Consider the following 18,642-nt stretch of genomic DNA (forward strand, 5'->3'; position numbering starts at 1 on the left):
TATTTTTAATTGAGTCTTTTAATTGAGTTTTCTTAATTCACTTTTATTTAATGGCGTATATTTAGAAACTTCATTGCTAGGTACTTTCTTCCAAGTAAGAGTTTTACCAAAAAGTCCTGCACCATCTATAGTAGCTTTTATTTTTAACTCCTGCTTGTTATCTGAAATACTAGCTTTGGCATTATATGTTTTGCCCTGCTCTGGATTATATATTTTACCGCCTTTCCATTCTCCTTTTGAAAACTCTAAATCATATAAATATACAAGTCCTTTTAAAGGCAAGTTTCTTAATTCTGCTTTAGGATTATTAACATCATTTACAGTATCAGTAGAATTCTGATAGGCAAATGAATAAGCATAGTATTTATTATTCTCTTTATATACTTGAACTACAGAAACTCTATTTTTTGCATCAGCCTGACTGTACCATAAGCCTACTATATCATCAGCATTTTGTGCGAAAGCAATTATACTTGATATCATTGTAAAAATTAATATTGTTATTATTTTATTTTTCATTTGTATTTCTCCTTTCTTATTTATATGTTTTTATTTTTTATCATATGTTTTCAATACTCACAGTCTTATAATATTAAGATAAAATAAGACTGTGATATATAAGTTATTACTTAAACAAATTCATCAAAGCAGGAAGCCAGTGATGTATAGTACCCACAGCAGTTCCGAATGCTGAACAAAGAAGTATTCTCAACACTATATAAGGCTTTATAGGGAATAATATATTTCTTGCTGCTAAATATCCGCTCATTATAGCACCTGTAAATCCGCCGCCGGGAAATCCCCAAGCACTAGCAAAATGTAAATTCTTAACTGTAGGAGATACTCTCACAGAACGGCTTTTTTTCAAATAACCATCTTGAACAAATCCATAAGCTGTACCCTCTGGAGTTTTAATATATCTCTTTATTGTTTTTGGTGTAGCAACTTCATAATACTCAATATTATCTCTGAATCCCGGATAATGCTTTTCTGCTCTGTCTATCAATTTTTCTGCTAATTCTTTCTTTTTAGCTTTATAATCTTCATCGCTTAAATCTTTCCATTCATCTAAATATGAAGGCCCTGTCAATACCGCAAATGAACGTTCATCGCCTTCTTCTACAAGTCCGCTATCTATTGTAGAATAATCAACAAATACAAAGTTTCTATCTTCTACTGGTATGTTTCTTTGTCCTTTAGCATCTTCTTTAAATGGAGTATTCAACATTTTTTCTGTACTTATAAAAGTAGAGTATGCATTGTTAGGATAAAGCTCTGTAAATTTCTTCTTAAATATTATGTAAACTGTGTATAATGATACAGAGTTTTTAAGTTTATTTATTCTCTTATCCTCATATCCTTTTGGAAGAAGCTCATCATATACCACTTTAGGTGCAGCATTAGCTATTACATAATCAGCATTCACTGTAACTTCCTCTTTTGCTCTTTTGTCAAAGTAAGTAACACCTTCAGCAATATTTCCTTTAACATTTATTTTTTTCACTTCTGAAGAAACTCTCACCTCTCCGCCGTTTTCTCTTATTATATCAGCTAAAGCATTTGATAAGTTTTGACTTCCGCCTTTGATAAAACAAGCTTGATTATAGTATCCGCCTTGAGCACAAGCATGATAATACCAAGTAAATTCATAAGGATTATCATGATAGTAAGTTATATTAATATTTAATATCCTTTTTAACTTATCACTTTTTATGATTGAATCCAAAACATTTCCAAGTTTCTTTTGTGTAAATAAATGATATAAATTCATTGGGAATGTTGTTATAGGATAAAATAAGAAATCAAAAAACTTCAAGTCATAAGGAAGTCTTCTTATCATATACATCATTCTTGAAAGCCCGCCGAAATATTTTTTAATACCGCCTTTCTCCTCTGGGAATTCTTTTTCTAATGTATTCATAACATTCTGATAGCCTTCAGGTATAACTAAATCTGTAGACTCTGTTTTTATTCTCCAAGTTTGAGGCAATTTAACAAAATCAACTCTGTCATAAATACCTAATTGTTTTAATATAGGATATTTTCCATCTCTGCTTTTTTTAGCCATATCCATTTCATGAAGACCTACTTCAAACTTAACATTTTTTCTTTTATATACTGTGGCACATCCGCCAACTATATTGTGACTTTCTAAAACTAAAACTTTCTTTCCTTTTTTTGCTAAATAAGCTCCTGAAGTTAATCCTCCTAATCCTGAACCTATTATTACTATATCGTATTTGTTATTGTTAGTCATATTTATATACTCCTTTATAATTTTTAATAATTGTTTTTATTTCTAGTTATAAGCGTTTTTCTTTGTTTTCGCTTATATATATAATATAACAAATACAGAGATAAATACAAGCGTTTTTTATAAAAAATGCGTATATATAGTTCATTTTTTTTTAGAAAATTTACATTTTTTTAAATAATCGTAGTAAATGTAGTATATATATTTGAATTTTATTAATTTTTTTTACACAAAAAAATCATAATGTATATAAAATATAATATATACACTATGATTTTTTTATAAAGATAACAGATTAATTAATTTCAAAAGTATAATGCGTAACAGCCTCATCAGGACGGAAATAATCGCTGCCATTGTCTTTAATTATCTTTAACATATCAGCCATAGCCTTATAGTACAAGAAATAATAATCATATTTTTTATAATCTTCCATAGTTTTTGCAGCCTGAAGTAAAGCATAATATTTCTGTGAAAGATTCAAGGCCGTTTCATATTGAGTATTAAGTTTAAACTGTCTGTCATAATCAACTAAACGCACTATTTTATTATTAAAAGTAAATAAATCAGCTCCGCCGCTCTCCCAACCTATAGAGGAAGTCGTTTGATTATTAGGCACAACATTAACCCAGTCAGACTCTTGTGCTTTATCAGGAGGCACTGAAGATACTTGTAATTGATAATAACCAGACTTTTTAATATGCTCCTCTGTAACGGTGAAATTAGTTTCAAATCTATCAACAGTTTCCATAATCTCTTTTATTGGAGGCATAGGATAAGTGCTGTTGAATGTTCTGTAGTATTTGCCGTTTAACTCAGTGTATGAAGGCTCTAAAGGCGTACCGTCAGGAGGTTCGTATGATAATAAAGGAACTGTATAATTATCTATTGTTTTATATATTTTAAGTTTAGAGAAATCTACATCTTTTTCTTCCTTCCAATTTATACCGTCTTCTGTTGACCATCTTTTAGTGGCATCTGCAGCAAGTTCAAAAGCATTGCTCCAAAGATTATTATTTTTATTATACTCATAATAATGAATATAGAGAGTTTCAAATACATATAATTTATTTTTATAATACCAAATATATGTATCTGATTCTCTTTCTTTGCGTAGAGGAAATTCATGTTCTACCCAATTATTATTATCTGAAGTATCTTTATTTACATCAACACTATAATATCTCATTCCAGGATGAAAAAATTTAGGTGCAGAAGGATCTCTGTACCCTTCAGGATGTGTATCCATAGGGCTTTCCTGAACGAAAAGAAATAATCTGCCATTAAGATAAAATAGTGATGAAAAAGTTAAACCATGTACACCATATCTTCCCTGTATAGTAGGATTATCTTTATTAGGCTGAGGAATATTATAAGTTTTCTTTTCTCTATTTGCCGAGTATGCCCAATTTATAAGACTGTCTGATTCTCTGCTGATAAAATCTATAGTATAATTTGAATAGACACCAAAAGGATAGTAAGGATATAAACAAATAACACTATCAAAATTTAGTTTTTCAAATTTTACTTCATATAAATCATATCCGTATGCTTTTTGTTCAGGGTTTGATGGTATTAATACTTTATTTGCTTCTATTATCAATTTCTTTGAATTTAGATTAGTCCAATACTCTGCTTGTTCCAAATTATCGCCTAATTTAAGACTATATATTTTAGTTATTGTTTTTCCGTCTTTCTCTATTCTTAATACTGCACCTTTATTTAATTGTCTAAGCATTTTTGTTTCAGGGTTATATTCATATTCATTTGTAGCTAAAACATACCAGTCATTTTTAAACTTAAATCTTCTTCCGTATCCACCGAATACTGTACCGTTTGGAACTACTTCAGGTTTTACTTCAATAGGTTTCTCTTCAATATCTCCTTCGTCTGGAGGGTCTGGAACTGGTGTTGGGTCTGGGTAGTCTGGTATTTCAGGCTTCTCATCATCTATGATTGGAAATGCCGTTGGAGGAGGTATATTGTTCGGCCCTAAGAGATTTACCTTTTTACAGGACATTATCAGCACTATTATAAAAATTAATAAAAGTAGTAAAAAATAAAATTTCTTATTTTTGTTAATAAAATTCTTTTTCATAATATAACCCTCAAGTATTATTATACAATTTTTTATTATTACTATCAATAAATTTTATTAAAATTTTATATTTATTAATCTTATTTACATTCTTAATGTTATAGAATATTTTGAATAAAATTAGGCAAATTTTTTTTGATGATTGATAATCGTATAAAGAATTTATATTATTGGCTTGGCTTGGCTTGGCTTGGCTTGGCTTGGCTTGGCTTGGCTTGGCTTGGCTTGGCTTGGCTTGGCTTGGCTTGGCTGTGATAGCTAAGCGAGAATTAAAAAATAACAAATCAAACATAATTTTATTTTATATTATAATATTATTTTTTCAACTTATATTGCATATTTTTTGAGAATAATATTATATTAATCAACATAATTTATAAAAGTTATAATTATACAATAATTTTTACTGAAACATTTTATTATAAAAATTAATATTTATACTTTAATAATTGATATTTTATTCAAATGATTTATTATATTTGCAATTAAATTTTAATTTTATATAAGGACTTTTTATGAATGATGTTTTAAATTTAATGAAAGATTTAACTAATGCATTCGGACCTTCAGGTTTTGAAGATGATGTTATAGAAATTATAAAAAAGAATACTTCATTTATAGACAATGAAAGAGATTCAATCAATAATTTATATTTAGGGCTTCAAAAAATAGACAGCTCTAAACCTATAGTAGGATTGGATTGTCATATAGATGAAATAGGATTTATGGCAGAACATATAAATGATAATGGTACAATATCTTTTATACCTTTGGGAGGCTGGCATATACCAAATATAGTATCAAATTCTGTTGTAATAAAATCTTCTTCAGGCGAATATGTTAAAGGAGTAATAGGCTCAAAACCTCCTCACTTTATGACTGATGAAGATAAAAGACGCTTACCTACTTTGCAAGACATGTATATTGATGTAGGCACTAGAAGCAAAAAAGAAACTGAAGAGATATTTGGCATACAAATAGGAGATCCTATTGTACCTGATGTTGATTTCAGATATGATGACAGAACTAAAAGCATATGTGCAAAAGCTATAGATAACAGAGTCGGTGCTTTATGTGTAATAGAAACTTTAAAAGCTTTAAAGGATGAAAAATTAGATGTTAACTTAGTAGGAATGATGACAGCTCAGGAAGAAGTTGGTACTAGAGGTGCTGCCGTTGCTGCTAATAAAGTAAAGCCTGATTTAGTTATAGTTTTTGAAGGTTCTCCTGCAGATGATACTTTCTACTATGGTGATAGGGCTCATGGTGCTATAGGAAGAGGTTCTCAGCTTAGAGTAATTGACGGCGGTATGATAACAAATCCTAGATTAAATAAATACACAATAGAAATAGCTAAAAAAAATAATTTGGCTCATCAGGTTATAGTTCGTGAAAAAGGTTCTACTAACGGAGCTGTTTATCATAAAACTAATTTAGGTTCTCCAAGCGTGGTATTGGGTGTTGCAACAAGATATGCACACAGTCATTACTGCTATTGTTCTTATGATGATATAGTTGCTTCTGTAGAAATAGCAAAAGCATTGATAAAGACTTTAAACAAAGAGAAAATAAAAGAATTTTAATAATTAATAAATATACCTAAACGACTATATTTTGTCAAAAAATAAAGTTATATTTTTGTTTTTATATATGGGGCTTTGCCCCCGCGAAGCGTACCCGAAGGGTAACCCCAGTTCTTTTACCGACGCTCTGCGTGCCGTAAGAAAGGTACCTTTCGGTATTGGTATAAGGCGAAGCCCGCCTCACGAAGTGTGCCTACGGCAGGCGAGAACCATACAAAGTACGCCTACGGCGAAGAACTGCATTTGACGAAGTCCACCTTCGCTCTGCGTGCCTGTGGCAAGGTGTAGTCTAAATTTAGGTTATACCATACATTTAATACATATATTTTTAATATAAAGTTCTAAGAATTGCGTTTTCGTGAAGCGTGCCTATGGCAGCAACTTTTTTGTGCGGCAAAAAAGTTGATAATAATTACATAATGTGTAGTAGTCGGAAAAATGAAATCGTTTCAGTATATACAAAATAAAAATGGTATTAAGTTTTTAAAACTAATACCATTTTTATATTTTAAATTTTATAATTTATTTTTTACTATATCCCTAAACTTTGAAACATCAAACATTCTAGTAGTTTTACTCTTTTCAAGTGAAGCCCTGATTATAAGCATATTGCAATCAAGAAGATTATCATAAACATAATCAGGTTTTAAAACTATAGAACTTAATCTATTCTCACCAGCTTTACAATCCAAATTATCAGGCAAATCATCATCGAATCTGAAAAATGCTTTATGTTCAGCAAATACAAAATCTTTACTATTCCAATCTATTATAATTTCTTTACTATTATTTTCTTTATTAACTTTAACAACTAAATATGTATCCTCGCTCCAAGATGATAATTTGTACGCTAAAAGTTTATAAGTGATAATGTTTCCGTTTTCTTCTACTTTCCAATCATTTTCTTTTATTTGATAAACATTAGGATCCATAATATCTTTATCATCCATAAATAAATACCTCCTGTCAAATCACTATTAATATCAATTATTATATAGTTATATTTACTTTATACAATATTTTTAAATTAATGTAAACCTTTTCATATATATTTTTCTAATTTTATTTTTATCTTTATAACCATAATATACGCATGATATTATACCATTATTTTCAATACACCAAGGATAACCGCAGTCTGTGCTTTTCATATCAGAATCTATTATAATTTCTTCATTATTCGCTTTGTAATTAATTTTATCTATATCGAATATATCATCTGCATTATCAAAAACAATGGCTCTCATTCCATAAGGTTTTAATCTATATCCATAAGTAAGAAGTAATTTTCCATCATTTAAAATAAGAGGATTAAGAGGGTATCCTTTAATATCTGTAAACATAGGTTTTGAAAAAGTTTTACCTTTATCATTAGAATAGCTTATAGATGTAACTCCGTATTCATTATTTATATGAGTTCTTATAAATGCTATTATATTATTTTTATAATTAAGCAAAGAAGGTTCAACATATTCTATTCTTGATTTTTTTCCGTTTATCTTTTTAAACTCTGTTTCGCATAAAAAAGTTTTTAACTTCCAATTAATTGAATCTTTAGAAGATATTATATGACATTGATATTTACAATTATTTTTATTAATATTTTTTTTATAAGCATATATAGGAAGAAGTATTTCATTATTAATTTTGCATATACTTCCTCTAACGGCAAAATGCTTCATATTATCAGCTTCTATAATATATGGCTTTGAAAAAGTTTTTCCATTATCATAGCTTATACATATACCTATTCCGCTTAAAAGTGCTATTGTATTATTATATTCTATAAAAGTATAATCTTTAAATAATTCTTTTTCATTCATAGGATGAAATGTATATCTAAAATAGTATGCCATTATAGTTTTATCATCTATTCTAAAAAGCTGTGCATCCTGCTTTGCTGCTTCATCATACTCGCCAAATTCAAATACTTTTTCTACACTATTTTTATTTATATTAATAATTGCAAGCATTGCTTTACTTAATGAATGCAGATGCGAATAATTCTTTTTTATTTTTGGAGCAGTTCTAAAACTTACCATACATCTATGATTATCAAGTTTAATAATGCTAGGAAAAGCTGGGTATAAATTTTCATTTTCAAATATAACATTCTCATTTAAAATATTAATTTTCATAAAAATACCTTATCTTTTTATAAAATAATTTTCGGTATAAAAAAGCCTGCATATATAAAAATATATACAGGCCCAAAAAAATATGATAGATAGATATATTAAATTAAAATCTCAATGTTATACCAATTCTAGGAAGCAGTAAAGCTCTTATATTAGCAAAAGGTTCATACTGTTTAAAGCTTGCAAGATGAGATATTTCAAACAATGGAGAAGTCCAAGGTGCAACATAGTAACCTATATCAAATAATGAAATATCTATACCAACTTGTACAGGCCAATTAGCTCCTGTTTTAGGGAATAACTGTATTCTCCATCCAAGTTCAAGAGACATATAAAAACCGCCATGTGAGTATATATCAGAAATACCTCCTTCTTTTAATGCACTGCCGCTTATAGAAAGTGCTGTACCTCCGAATCTAGGAGATAAGAAAAATCCGAATGGGGCATTTCTCCAAAAGAAAAATTTCACGTTCAATGACCATGGTACTGTACTAAAACTAACATTATATCTATCCATTTTTATTTCACCAACTGCAAATCCTATATCAAGCCCAACAGTCATAAAATCAACAGGAGCAAAATCATAGCTGAATCCTAATCCAAAAGCATAATGCTTTAATTTTGTATCAACATAAGCTCCAGCATTACCTCCTGTAAAATCATTTATTACATTTTGAAATGTAGGCTCCATTATACCAATACCTATATCGAATAAACCAGCATACAAAGTAGGCCCAAAGTTAATACCAAATAAACTTCTGCCATGCATATAATCTAAAAATGCATTTCCTGTTGGCTCTCCTATATTTTGTGAAAATAATGATGTAGTGCTTAAAGTAAAAATAAGCATTGCTGATAAAATCAACTTCTTCATAAAAAATCTCCGTTATAAATTTTCATAGTCAATAATATATTAAATTACAAAAAAATCAATAATGCATAATATTTTAAATATAAAAATAGTTATATAACATCAAAAAAATTAAATTTTATTTGCATAAATTGTAAATATCTAATACATTTTAGTAATAAGAATATTTTTAGGGTACTTCTATGAATAAAAAAAACAGAAGAAAAATAAATAATATAAAAAGAAGAAAAAAATATCATAAAAAGAATATAAAAAGTAATAAAATAAAAAACTTACAAGAAAGTATTACAAATAAAGCCAAAGAATATATAAACGAAGAAAATATACAAAAAATAAAAGATACAGCAGGAAAAGGATTTGAAAAGGCTAAAAATTTCACATCAGAAAATATAGATAAATTTCAAAAATATTTGGATGAACAAAATTTTAAAGGAAAGTTGCAAAACATGGCTAATGCTGGAATGGATAAAATAAAAGAGCATTCAAAAAAGAGATATATAAGCAGATTATTCATTTTTTTTCATAAGCATTATATACTTAATTTTTCTATTCTATTTATAGTCGCAATATTAGTATTCAGAAATATATACATCAATCATAATAGAGAAATAGAAAAAAGTTTGAATTATTCAATTACAAATTATGCTCCATCATTAGATAATATTATAATAGCAAAAGAAGATTATTATACTAACACTATAATAAGACAAATATCAAGCAATAAAACATCTACTAATAATATAGTACTAAAAAGCTCTTCTATTAATGACTTAGAAGCAACATTAAAAAATGTACTCGATAATTATAATAAAAATCTTCAAACTTCATTAAATGAAACTATAAAATCATCTAATACTGTTATAAATTTTTGGTTTGCTTTTTTATCTGTAATAATAATAATATTTACTCTTGTAGGAATAATAATAAATAATAGAATAATAAAAACTTCCAAAAAAAGAATCAATAAATTTAATAGAGAATACAATAAAAAATTAAATACAATGAAAAAACAAGTAATAGAGTTTAAAAAACTAAAAAAAGAAAGTGAAAACAATTTACAGATAAATAGTCTTTATAATTTAGCAAATACTGCATTCGATAATAAAGATTATAACACTTCTATATCTTATTATGATAAAGTTTTAGAATTAAATAATAGTTTTGCACATGCAATATATAACAGAGCAATAGCTTATTATTATGTTAACAATCATACTAAATGTGCATTTGAACTTATAACATTATACAATAATAATAAATCAAATGAGATAAAGAATTTAATACTAAAAAACATTATAGAACTTGCCAATAATAATATAGAAATTGCTATTCTATTCTGCGATAATGAAAATATAGATTATAAATCATTACAGCAGAAAGAAGAAAAGCAATCATTATTTGAAAGGATTAAAAATATTATATCCTAATTATTTAAAAATATCATTAGTGGCATCATACCAAAATACGAAATCTAAATACTCCATAGGGATTTTTTCGCTTTTTGAATATTCCACTAAATTAGATTCGCATTGAAGATAATTATTTTTTGTAAGGCTTGTTTTAGGAGTCATACCTTCAGGCAAAATGCTTAATTTATCCATTACACGCATTATATGTCTGTCAAGTATAGCTATCTTTTGTCCGAATCCTATATTTCTAAGAAAATGGCTAGCCTCTTTAAGTCCGTAGCCTTTAACTTCTTTAGCAAGTTCATTTCTTAATTCTACCATAGTATCATTTTTTAAAGCTTCATTAATTCTGTCTTTTAATACAAACTTTTCATTTGGGAAATATAATTTTCTAGCAAGCACTATATTTTCAGCTTTCATATTATGAAATCTTACATGCTTTATTAATATATTAGCTACTTTTTCAGCACTTCCTTTAAAAAGCAGATTATTATTATATAAATCAATTATAGCAGCAGCACCGCTTCTAGCCTTTGTTTGAGGCGTACATATACAGAATGCCAATTCAGCAAATAATCTTTTATCATTATCCCTTTTAAAAACTCTTTCAAAATATTCAAGTCTTCTTTTCATTCTCTCATGAAGTACTTTATCCTTGTATATTCCCATCAAATGTTTAGCGTATTCCTTATCCATAATCAGCCCCTATATTGAATATAAAATCATATAGATGATACTATTATATAAATTAAATTTCAATATATACAATATTGCATGCAGATTAATATTTAAACTCCACAGTATAATGCGTAACAGCCTCATCAGGCATAATATACTCTTTGTAATTCTTCATATAAGCCTCTACTATATCAGCTCTAGCATCATTATACATAGCTTTAAGTATATCTTTACCATAAGGATGAGTTCCGTCTCGGTACATTTTAGCTGTTCTTCTAATATCATTAATTACATCAGGATATGATTGAATAGGAGGGCTTTTAAGCATAAGCTCTATTTGATAATAATCTACAAGCTGTATTACTTTATTATTAATATTAAGCAATACTTTCTCACCGCCGCTCTGCCATACCATTAAATTATCTGTATAATCTATTGGAGTAATAAGCTTCCAGCTATCAGATTCATTAGGTTTTTCTCTTGCTGCAAAAAATTGATTCTTACCTGCTCCTTTCAAATGAGTTTCTGAAACAGTAAAATATTCTTCGCCTCTATTATATGCTGCATCTATTTCTGCATAAGGAGGTTCAGGATAATAATATTCTTTTCCGTCAATATTCCAAGATGAATATATATTATCTGATTTATAATATATACCATTATCAAGTTTTATCCAATTAGGTTCTTCAGGAGTTCTTACTCTGTTTTGTAAATATCTATCTAATCCTTTAAAAGGATTATAATAAATAAATTCTGATTTATTATAAGCATCTGAATTAGGCTCTAAAGTCCAATTCAAACCATCTGTAGTTGACCATATTCTTTTATCATCGACAAATCTTTCAATTACTATCTCCCATTTATTAATAGAAGGATTATGTTTATAATAATATCTATCTCCTCCTGTAACATATATCTTATCTTTATCATAACGAATAATAAAACTGTCTCTTTCTCCCCAAGGAGTATTATCTATTTTTTCCCAATTAGCACCTACAGAAATATCTTTGCTTTTATGTATCCTGTAATAATAATTTTTGCTTACTGTATATGGTCCTAAATCTACATTTCTATATCCGGTTGGATTTTGCTCCAAAAAAGTTTCTCTTAACCCCATTAGATATATATAATCTTTAAATTGAAAAAAATCAGATACATTCATACCAAATTTACCTTGAAAACTTTCATTAGGATTATTTGGGTTTGGAGAAGGCATTTGATATCGTACATTATTAGTAGAACCATTTGTCTGCCAATTAAGTAAATCTGATGATGTATAATATATGCTGTCATACAGTATAGAAGTAATAATCAACTCATAATCTACAGGAATATGTAACATAGAGAAACCTCCATATGTATAAGGTTCATATATAATTTTATCATTTTCTATTACTGATATATTATATTTTAGTCTGCTAAAAGTATCATAATTAACATTTTTAGCATATACATTTATATTGCCGTTATCATCTATTTGAAGAATTATATTTTTATCTATTTGATTTAATGTTTTGCTTTTAGGGTCATAGTTATACATATAGTCAGCTAATATATACCATTTGCCTTGATATTTGAATTTCTTACTAAATCCTCCGAATACTTCACCGTTTTTAGCAGGAACTGGGTTTACATCTATATGTCCGGGTATTGTGTCTTCAGGCAATCTAAAATCAGTTGGAGGCGGTATATTGTTTGGACCTAGTATATTTATCTTCTTACAAGATATCATCAAAACTATAATAAGAATCAATAAAAGAAGTATCAAATATAATTTTTTATTAATTAAGTTCTTTATCATATGTCAATCCTATTATTGCTAAATATAATTGATTGATTGTTTATATATTTGAAAAAATTTTAGGCAAATTTTTTTTAATGATTGATAATAAACCGAGTTCATATTATTGGCTTGGCTTGGCTTGGCTTGGCTTGGCTTGGCTTGGCTTGGCTTGGCTTGGCTTGGCTTGGCTTGGCTGTGATAGCTAAGCGAGAATGAAAAAATAACAAATCAAACATAATTACATTTTATAATATAAATATGATTTTTTCAACTTATATTTTATATTTTTTGTATATTTAAGAATTAATTATTATATATAATAATATAATTCATATGTTTATAATAACTATAATATTAAATAAATAATATTGATTAATTGATATATTTAATTTATAATACAAAGATACAGTTTCAATAAAAATTATTAATCATTATTAACTATAATATTATTAACTATAATAAAAGAGAATTTTATGGCTAAATTATTAATATCAAGCGACTTACATCTTAGCGTTCAGGAAAAAGAATATTCGCTTTCTGTGCTAGATGAGATAATAGAATATGCAAAAGATTATGATGCTTTAATGCTTCTTGGAGATACTTTCAATACATTTGAAGATTTGCAGGAATTAAAAGATATATTCTCAAAAAAAATGGAAGATTATCAAAAAGATGTGTACCTACTTAAAGGCAATCATGAAAACTTAAAGGCTAAAGGCATAACATTAAGTAAATTAAAATTTCCTGAAAATGTCATAGTGATAGAAGATATAAGTTTTTTTAATATTGACAACTTGGATATTATAGCATTGCCCTACAGTGAAAAATATATTATAGATAATGACATAAACAAAAAGATAGAAAGTTTAAATGCTGATAATAGAATAGTAATAGCTCATGGAATAGTTGAAGGTACATTATGGGCTATAGAGGAAAATGAAGAATCAGCAAGCATACCAATAGATATAATAAAAAAAATAGATCCTAACATTGCAATAGTAGGACATATACATAAACAAATGGAAGTTAATATTGAAAATATAGAAATAATATACACAGGTTCTGCAAGAGTTTGGAGAAGAACTAAATCAGAAATGGGTATAAGAAGATGTTTAGCTATTGACAGTGCCAATAATTCTATTAAAAAAACATTTATAAATATAAAAAATGCCGGAGTATATAGAGTATATGAAAGCAATATTTATAATATATCAAATATAGAACAAAAAGCATCAGAATGGGATATAAACGATATTATAGACATAAATATTTATGGAATAGCTGAAGATGAAAATGAACTTGATGAAAAGATAAATAATATAAAAAATAAATATTCAAAATATGTAAGGGACTTTAATATAAAAACTTCGGATATATTTTTACTCGAAAATGCCTATAATGAAAGCATTATAAAAGAGTTTTTATCTATAGCAGATGAATATGAGTTCAATAGTAATAATGAAGAAGATTTGGAAATAGTTGAACTTGCAAAAAGAATAGGCATAGAAAAACTATATACTGCATTACAAAATAATAAAAGATAATAATTAAAAATAAATATTAAATGGAAAATTACAATGATATTAAATTTAAATAAATTCGGAAAGTTTAAAAATAAATCTTTTGAAATATCTGATAATCTCACATTGTTTTACGGAGAAAATGAATCAGGTAAAACTACTATATTTGATTCTTTGATGTTGTTATTTTCAGAAAACAAAAAAACTTCATCATTCGCTAAACAAATAAAATTAAGATACGGCGATGATATAGATATAAATACAGAACCTGAAATAGATGAAAGTATAAAACTTCACCCTCAGTCTTATAATAATTTATATTCAATAAGACAAAGCGAAATAATATTTGAAATGTCCGACAGTAAAAAAGATTCCAAAGATTGGGAAAGCGAGATAAAGAAAAAATTATTTGCCTCAGATATAGATGTAGGTAAAATAATATCAGAAATAAAAGCAGAACATTCCGGAAAATCTCAAACTGCAATACCGGCACAATTAAAAAATACAAAATACAGAAATGAAGAAATAAAAGAAGAACTTAATGATTTATACAGCAAAGCTAATACAGAGGTTAATAAAAAAGATAAATTAAAAGAACTTGATGAACTATTAAAAGAAACTAATAGTATATTAAAAGAAAAAATTGATGAATATAATAAATTAAATGCTTTAAGAGAAGAAAAAAATAAAGCAAAAGAAAAAAATAATTTATTAAATATCAATACAATGATAAATGAATTCAATAAAAAAGATCAGTTTATAAAAGAAAATATAAATCTTCAAAAAGACCATTCAAAAACAATTAATGATCTAAGCGGAAGAATAGATGCAAGCGAAAATAAAATATCATATTTAAAAGGAAAAATAGAATCTCTTCAAAAATCTTCAGAAGAAAGAAATAAAACAGACTATCAAAGTATAATGCTTAGAATAGATAAAGCAATAAAAAAAATAGATGCATTAAAAGAAAAAAATAATAAAATACCAAAGATAGTATTTTTAGCAGCGGTTGTTTTAATATCAGCATTGCTTAGCTTATATTTTAAAAATCCATATTGGTTTTTAATAATACTTCCTTCTATACCTTTCTTACTTATAAAAGAAGGTAAAAATGATAAGTTTATAAATGATATATTAGACTCACTTCCTGAACTTGATATAGCATCTGATAATTTAGAACTATCTGCTTTAAAAGATATATTACTTAGAGAGTTAGCTAAAATAGAATTGATACTAGAAAAAAATGATGATGAAGAATTAGATAATTATAAAAAAGAATTGGAAGAAGCTATAATTAATTTAGAAAATCATCAAAAAGAATTAAATAATTTCTTTAATAAACTCAATGTAAAAAACAAAGAAAATTATTATGAAATAAAAAGTAATTTTGATAATGTATACAAAAGTACTGAAGAATTATTTAAAAAACTAATGATAGAAGCAAAAAAATTCGGATTCAAAGATATAAAAACATTAGAAGCTAATTGCAATAGAATATTAAAAGAGCTTGATGAAAAAGGAGTCAATCCTGATGATTTTAATGAAATGGAAATGAAAGCATTAGAAAATAAATTAAGAGAATTAGAAAGAGAAATCAATTCTATAAAAGAAAATATGAATAAAGTTATATCCAATGCTTCATATATTCAGGGAGAACTTAACAGCAGCGATGATGTTCATAAAGAAATAATAAATCTTGAGAGTGAATTTGCAGAAAACAATGAAGAGATAAAAAATTTAAACAAAAGAAAAAAAGCATTAGAACTTCTTGAAAATATGCTTTCAAAAATAAATAAAAAAAATGATGATATATTCAATTCTCTTTCAAATGATGCAGAACTTCTATATAATCATATAACTGGTAAAAGTTTATCCGATAATGGAATTTCAATGTCTGGATTCGATAAAAATAAAATAATGGTAAAAGATAAACAGAATGAAATGAGAAATGTAGAATTATTATCTTCAGCCACAAAGGATGCCGTTTATATAGCTATGCGTCTTTCTATACTTTCAAAAATACATGAAACAGGAAGATTAATATTATTAGATGACCCTTTTATAACTTTCGATAATAACAGAACAAAAGAAGCATTATCATTTATGAGAGAATATTCAAAAAAATATAATATTCCTATAGCAATATTTACTAAAGATGTATTCATAAGGGATATTATGAAAAATTATAAAGAAGCCATTATACATGAATTATCCAAATAATATTTATTATCTTTAATAGTATTGTATTTTTATCGATTTCTTTATAAAATATATATATAATCTTATACAAGTATTGGCGGTATTATGAAAAGAATAGGTATATATATAGACTTAGAAAATGTATCTCATTTAAGCTATGAAGTTAATTTTGAACAAATGTTTAATAATATATTTTCTTTTTATAAGAATAATTTAAAAGATAAAGAAATACTTTACTCTATAAAAAAAGCTTATGGGGATGCAAAATCCATAAAGAAATATTCTAAAAAACTAAGGGATATGCATATAGATATCATTTATTCTGTGCCTGTTAATAAAGCAAAAAATATGGCTGATATGATATCGTCAATAGAGGCATTTGAAGATTTTGTAATAAATAAAAAAATTGATATTGTGATATTTGTAAGCAGAGATGTTGATTATACTGTTGTTATGGATAGACTTTCAAGATATGGTGCGATCGTTGGAATAGTTACAGTATTTGATAATGCTAAAAGAAGTATATTTAAAAATTCATGCAATCATATATTCAAAATTGAGGATTATAAATTAGCAGAAAAGCATGAAAATGAAACTAAGAAAGAAGAAAATAATATAGATAAAATGGAATTTTTAACTTTCTTTTATAATAGAGTACTAGAAATATATAATATACAAAATACAGAAACAGTAAAGATGTCAATATCAGATATATGCAATAAAATAAATGAAGACTTTAATTTTGAAAAAGGTAAAAGTGCTATAGAACAAACACAATTCAAAAAAATGAAAAATGTTCTTAAATATTTAAATAATAATGGAATAGAAACTGCAATTAATAATGATGATTTTTATATTAATCAAATAAATACATTCAAAAATGTAATGTCTAAAATTTTGAATTTAACCAGCAATGAAATTAGTGAGAAAAATTTTATATTAGCTTTCAAAGAAATAATTTCTAATTATGAAGAAAATGCCGTTATTTCTCTTGCTAACACTATGAATGAAATAAATAAAAAATTTAAAATAGGAAATAATTCTAGTGCTGTAAAAAATACAAAATTTAAAAAACCAAGTAAATTTATAGATTATATAATTAAAAAGGATATTCCTATTGAACTTACTAATAAAGGAAACGCTTTCATAATGAAAGATAAAAATAAAGTGTTGGAAATAATAGAAACAATCTGCAATGAATAATAATAAATAATAATGAATAATACAGAGGTATAATATGTCAAACATAACAGTTATCGGAATGGGATTGATGGGAGGCTCTTTAATCAAAGCATTAAAACACAGCAATCAAAATTATAATATATACGCCATAGATACAAATAAAGAAAACATAGATTCAGCTTTAAAAGAAGGTTATATATTAAAAGGATATTCTAATTATGATAATATAAAAGAGTTTATTGAATTATCTGATATTATTATGATATGCACAATCCCCTCAATAGCAATAGATATTATAAACAAATATAAACACTTAATTGACAATAATAAAATACTATCAGATTTCTGCGGAGTAAAAACTGATATTTTTAATAATACAAAAGATAAAAAATATGTAGGACTTCATACTATGGCAGGAAAAGAAAAAGGGGGTTATATTAATTCTTCCGAAACTCTTTTCAAAAACTCAAATGCTATAATAGTAAATAATGAAAACGCCAATGAAAATGATATTAATATAATAGAGAAACTCTCAAAAGATATAGGCTGCAATAAAATAACAAAAACAACAGCACAAAAACATGATGAAATGATAGCTTTTACTAGTCAGCTTATGCATATAGTAGCATGTGGGATCGTTAATCATGATCATTTTTTACCTTCTCTTGGTTTTGAGGGAAACAGTTTGGGAGATCATACAAGAGTAGGTACAATAGATGCTAATATGTGGAGCGAATTATTTTTGTACAACAGTGATTATTTATATGATAGTTTAGATAAATATATAAAATGCTTAGATGATTTTAAAAAGGCATTAAAAGATAAAAACCGCGATGAATTAAAAAAACTTATGCAGCATTCAAATAATACCAAAAAAGAATGGATTGATATAAAAAATAATAGTTTATAAATATAAAGAAAAAATCT

The 18,642-nt window shown here is 26.4% G+C and carries 15 protein-coding genes; 6 read left to right on the forward strand and 9 right to left on the reverse strand.

Features of this window, described 5'->3' with window-relative positions; translation table 11 throughout:
- Window positions 1–18 precede the first annotated feature (18 nt).
- The 4 genes from BINT_RS08165 to BINT_RS14690 form a co-directional block, all read right to left on the reverse strand.
- The gene (locus BINT_RS08165; RefSeq protein ID WP_014488098.1) at window positions 19–519 is read right to left on the reverse strand and encodes a DUF2147 domain-containing protein; all 501 of its coding nucleotides are present in this window, start codon (window positions 517–519) and stop codon (window positions 19–21) included.
- Window positions 520–625: 106 nt separating this feature from the next.
- Window positions 626–2,278: a phytoene desaturase family protein gene (locus BINT_RS08170; protein ID WP_148258786.1), complete on the reverse strand. Its 1,653-nt coding sequence runs from the start codon at window positions 2,276–2,278 to the stop codon at window positions 626–628.
- A 271-nt stretch (window positions 2,279–2,549) separates the two neighbouring features.
- Window positions 2,550–4,352: a hypothetical protein gene (locus BINT_RS08175; protein WP_049783502.1), complete on the reverse strand. Its 1,803-nt coding sequence runs from the start codon at window positions 4,350–4,352 to the stop codon at window positions 2,550–2,552.
- 10 nt (window positions 4,353–4,362) lie between these two features.
- Window positions 4,363–4,644 (reverse strand): hypothetical protein, encoded by a 282-nt coding sequence (locus BINT_RS14690; RefSeq protein ID WP_148258787.1) that lies wholly within the window; start codon window positions 4,642–4,644, stop codon window positions 4,363–4,365.
- A gap of 223 nt (window positions 4,645–4,867) precedes the next feature.
- Here BINT_RS14690 and BINT_RS08180 point away from each other — a divergent pair, with 223 nt between their 5' ends.
- Window positions 4,868–5,935, forward strand: a complete 1,068-nt coding sequence (locus BINT_RS08180) for a M42 family metallopeptidase (RefSeq protein WP_014488102.1) — start codon at window positions 4,868–4,870, stop codon at window positions 5,933–5,935.
- Between the two features lie 515 nt (window positions 5,936–6,450).
- Here the strand turns inward: BINT_RS08180 and BINT_RS08185 are convergent.
- From BINT_RS08185 to BINT_RS08195, 3 genes are all read right to left on the reverse strand, one after another.
- The gene (locus BINT_RS08185; protein ID WP_014488103.1) at window positions 6,451–6,885 is read right to left on the reverse strand and encodes a hypothetical protein; all 435 of its coding nucleotides are present in this window, start codon (window positions 6,883–6,885) and stop codon (window positions 6,451–6,453) included.
- Window positions 6,886–6,957: 72 nt separating this feature from the next.
- Window positions 6,958–8,073, reverse strand: coding sequence for a sialidase family protein (locus BINT_RS08190; protein ID WP_014488104.1), 1,116 nt, complete (start codon window positions 8,071–8,073; stop codon window positions 6,958–6,960).
- Window positions 8,074–8,176: 103 nt separating this feature from the next.
- Complete coding sequence (locus tag BINT_RS08195) at window positions 8,177–8,947, reverse strand: hypothetical protein (RefSeq protein ID WP_014488105.1); 771 nt, start codon at window positions 8,945–8,947, stop codon at window positions 8,177–8,179.
- A 179-nt stretch (window positions 8,948–9,126) separates the two neighbouring features.
- Between BINT_RS08195 and BINT_RS08200 the strand changes: the two genes are divergently transcribed.
- Window positions 9,127–10,371: a tetratricopeptide repeat protein gene (locus tag BINT_RS08200; protein ID WP_014488106.1), complete on the forward strand. Its 1,245-nt coding sequence runs from the start codon at window positions 9,127–9,129 to the stop codon at window positions 10,369–10,371.
- Here BINT_RS08200 and BINT_RS08205 read toward each other — a convergent pair whose 3' ends face one another.
- Both BINT_RS08205 and BINT_RS08210 read right to left on the reverse strand, forming a co-directional pair.
- Window positions 10,372–11,049 carry an N-glycosylase/DNA lyase gene (locus tag BINT_RS08205; protein ID WP_014488107.1) on the reverse strand — a complete coding sequence of 226 codons (678 nt, stop codon included), beginning with the start codon at window positions 11,047–11,049 and terminating at the stop codon, window positions 10,372–10,374.
- An 85-nt stretch (window positions 11,050–11,134) separates the two neighbouring features.
- Complete coding sequence (locus BINT_RS08210; RefSeq protein ID WP_014488108.1) at window positions 11,135–12,832, reverse strand: hypothetical protein; 1,698 nt, start codon at window positions 12,830–12,832, stop codon at window positions 11,135–11,137.
- Window positions 12,833–13,287: 455 nt separating this feature from the next.
- On the opposite strand from BINT_RS08210, the gene BINT_RS08215 reads away from it, so the two are divergent.
- From BINT_RS08215 to BINT_RS08230, 4 genes are all read left to right on the forward strand, one after another.
- Window positions 13,288–14,358, forward strand: a complete 1,071-nt coding sequence (locus BINT_RS08215) for a metallophosphoesterase family protein (protein ID WP_014488110.1) — start codon at window positions 13,288–13,290, stop codon at window positions 14,356–14,358.
- Window positions 14,359–14,391: 33 nt separating this feature from the next.
- On the forward strand, window positions 14,392–16,554 hold the full coding sequence (locus BINT_RS08220; RefSeq protein ID WP_014488111.1) for an ATP-binding protein: 2,163 nt from the start codon (window positions 14,392–14,394) through the stop codon (window positions 16,552–16,554).
- An 84-nt stretch (window positions 16,555–16,638) separates the two neighbouring features.
- Window positions 16,639–17,736, forward strand: coding sequence for an NYN domain-containing protein (locus BINT_RS08225; protein ID WP_014488112.1), 1,098 nt, complete (start codon window positions 16,639–16,641; stop codon window positions 17,734–17,736).
- Window positions 17,737–17,770: 34 nt separating this feature from the next.
- Window positions 17,771–18,625, forward strand: a complete 855-nt coding sequence (locus BINT_RS08230) for a prephenate dehydrogenase (RefSeq protein ID WP_041177352.1) — start codon at window positions 17,771–17,773, stop codon at window positions 18,623–18,625.
- Window positions 18,626–18,642 lie beyond the last annotated feature (17 nt).

It is taken from the genome of Brachyspira intermedia PWS/A, from assembly GCF_000223215.1.
In the GTDB taxonomy this organism is placed as follows: Bacteria; Spirochaetota; Brachyspiria; order Brachyspirales; family Brachyspiraceae; genus Brachyspira; species Brachyspira intermedia.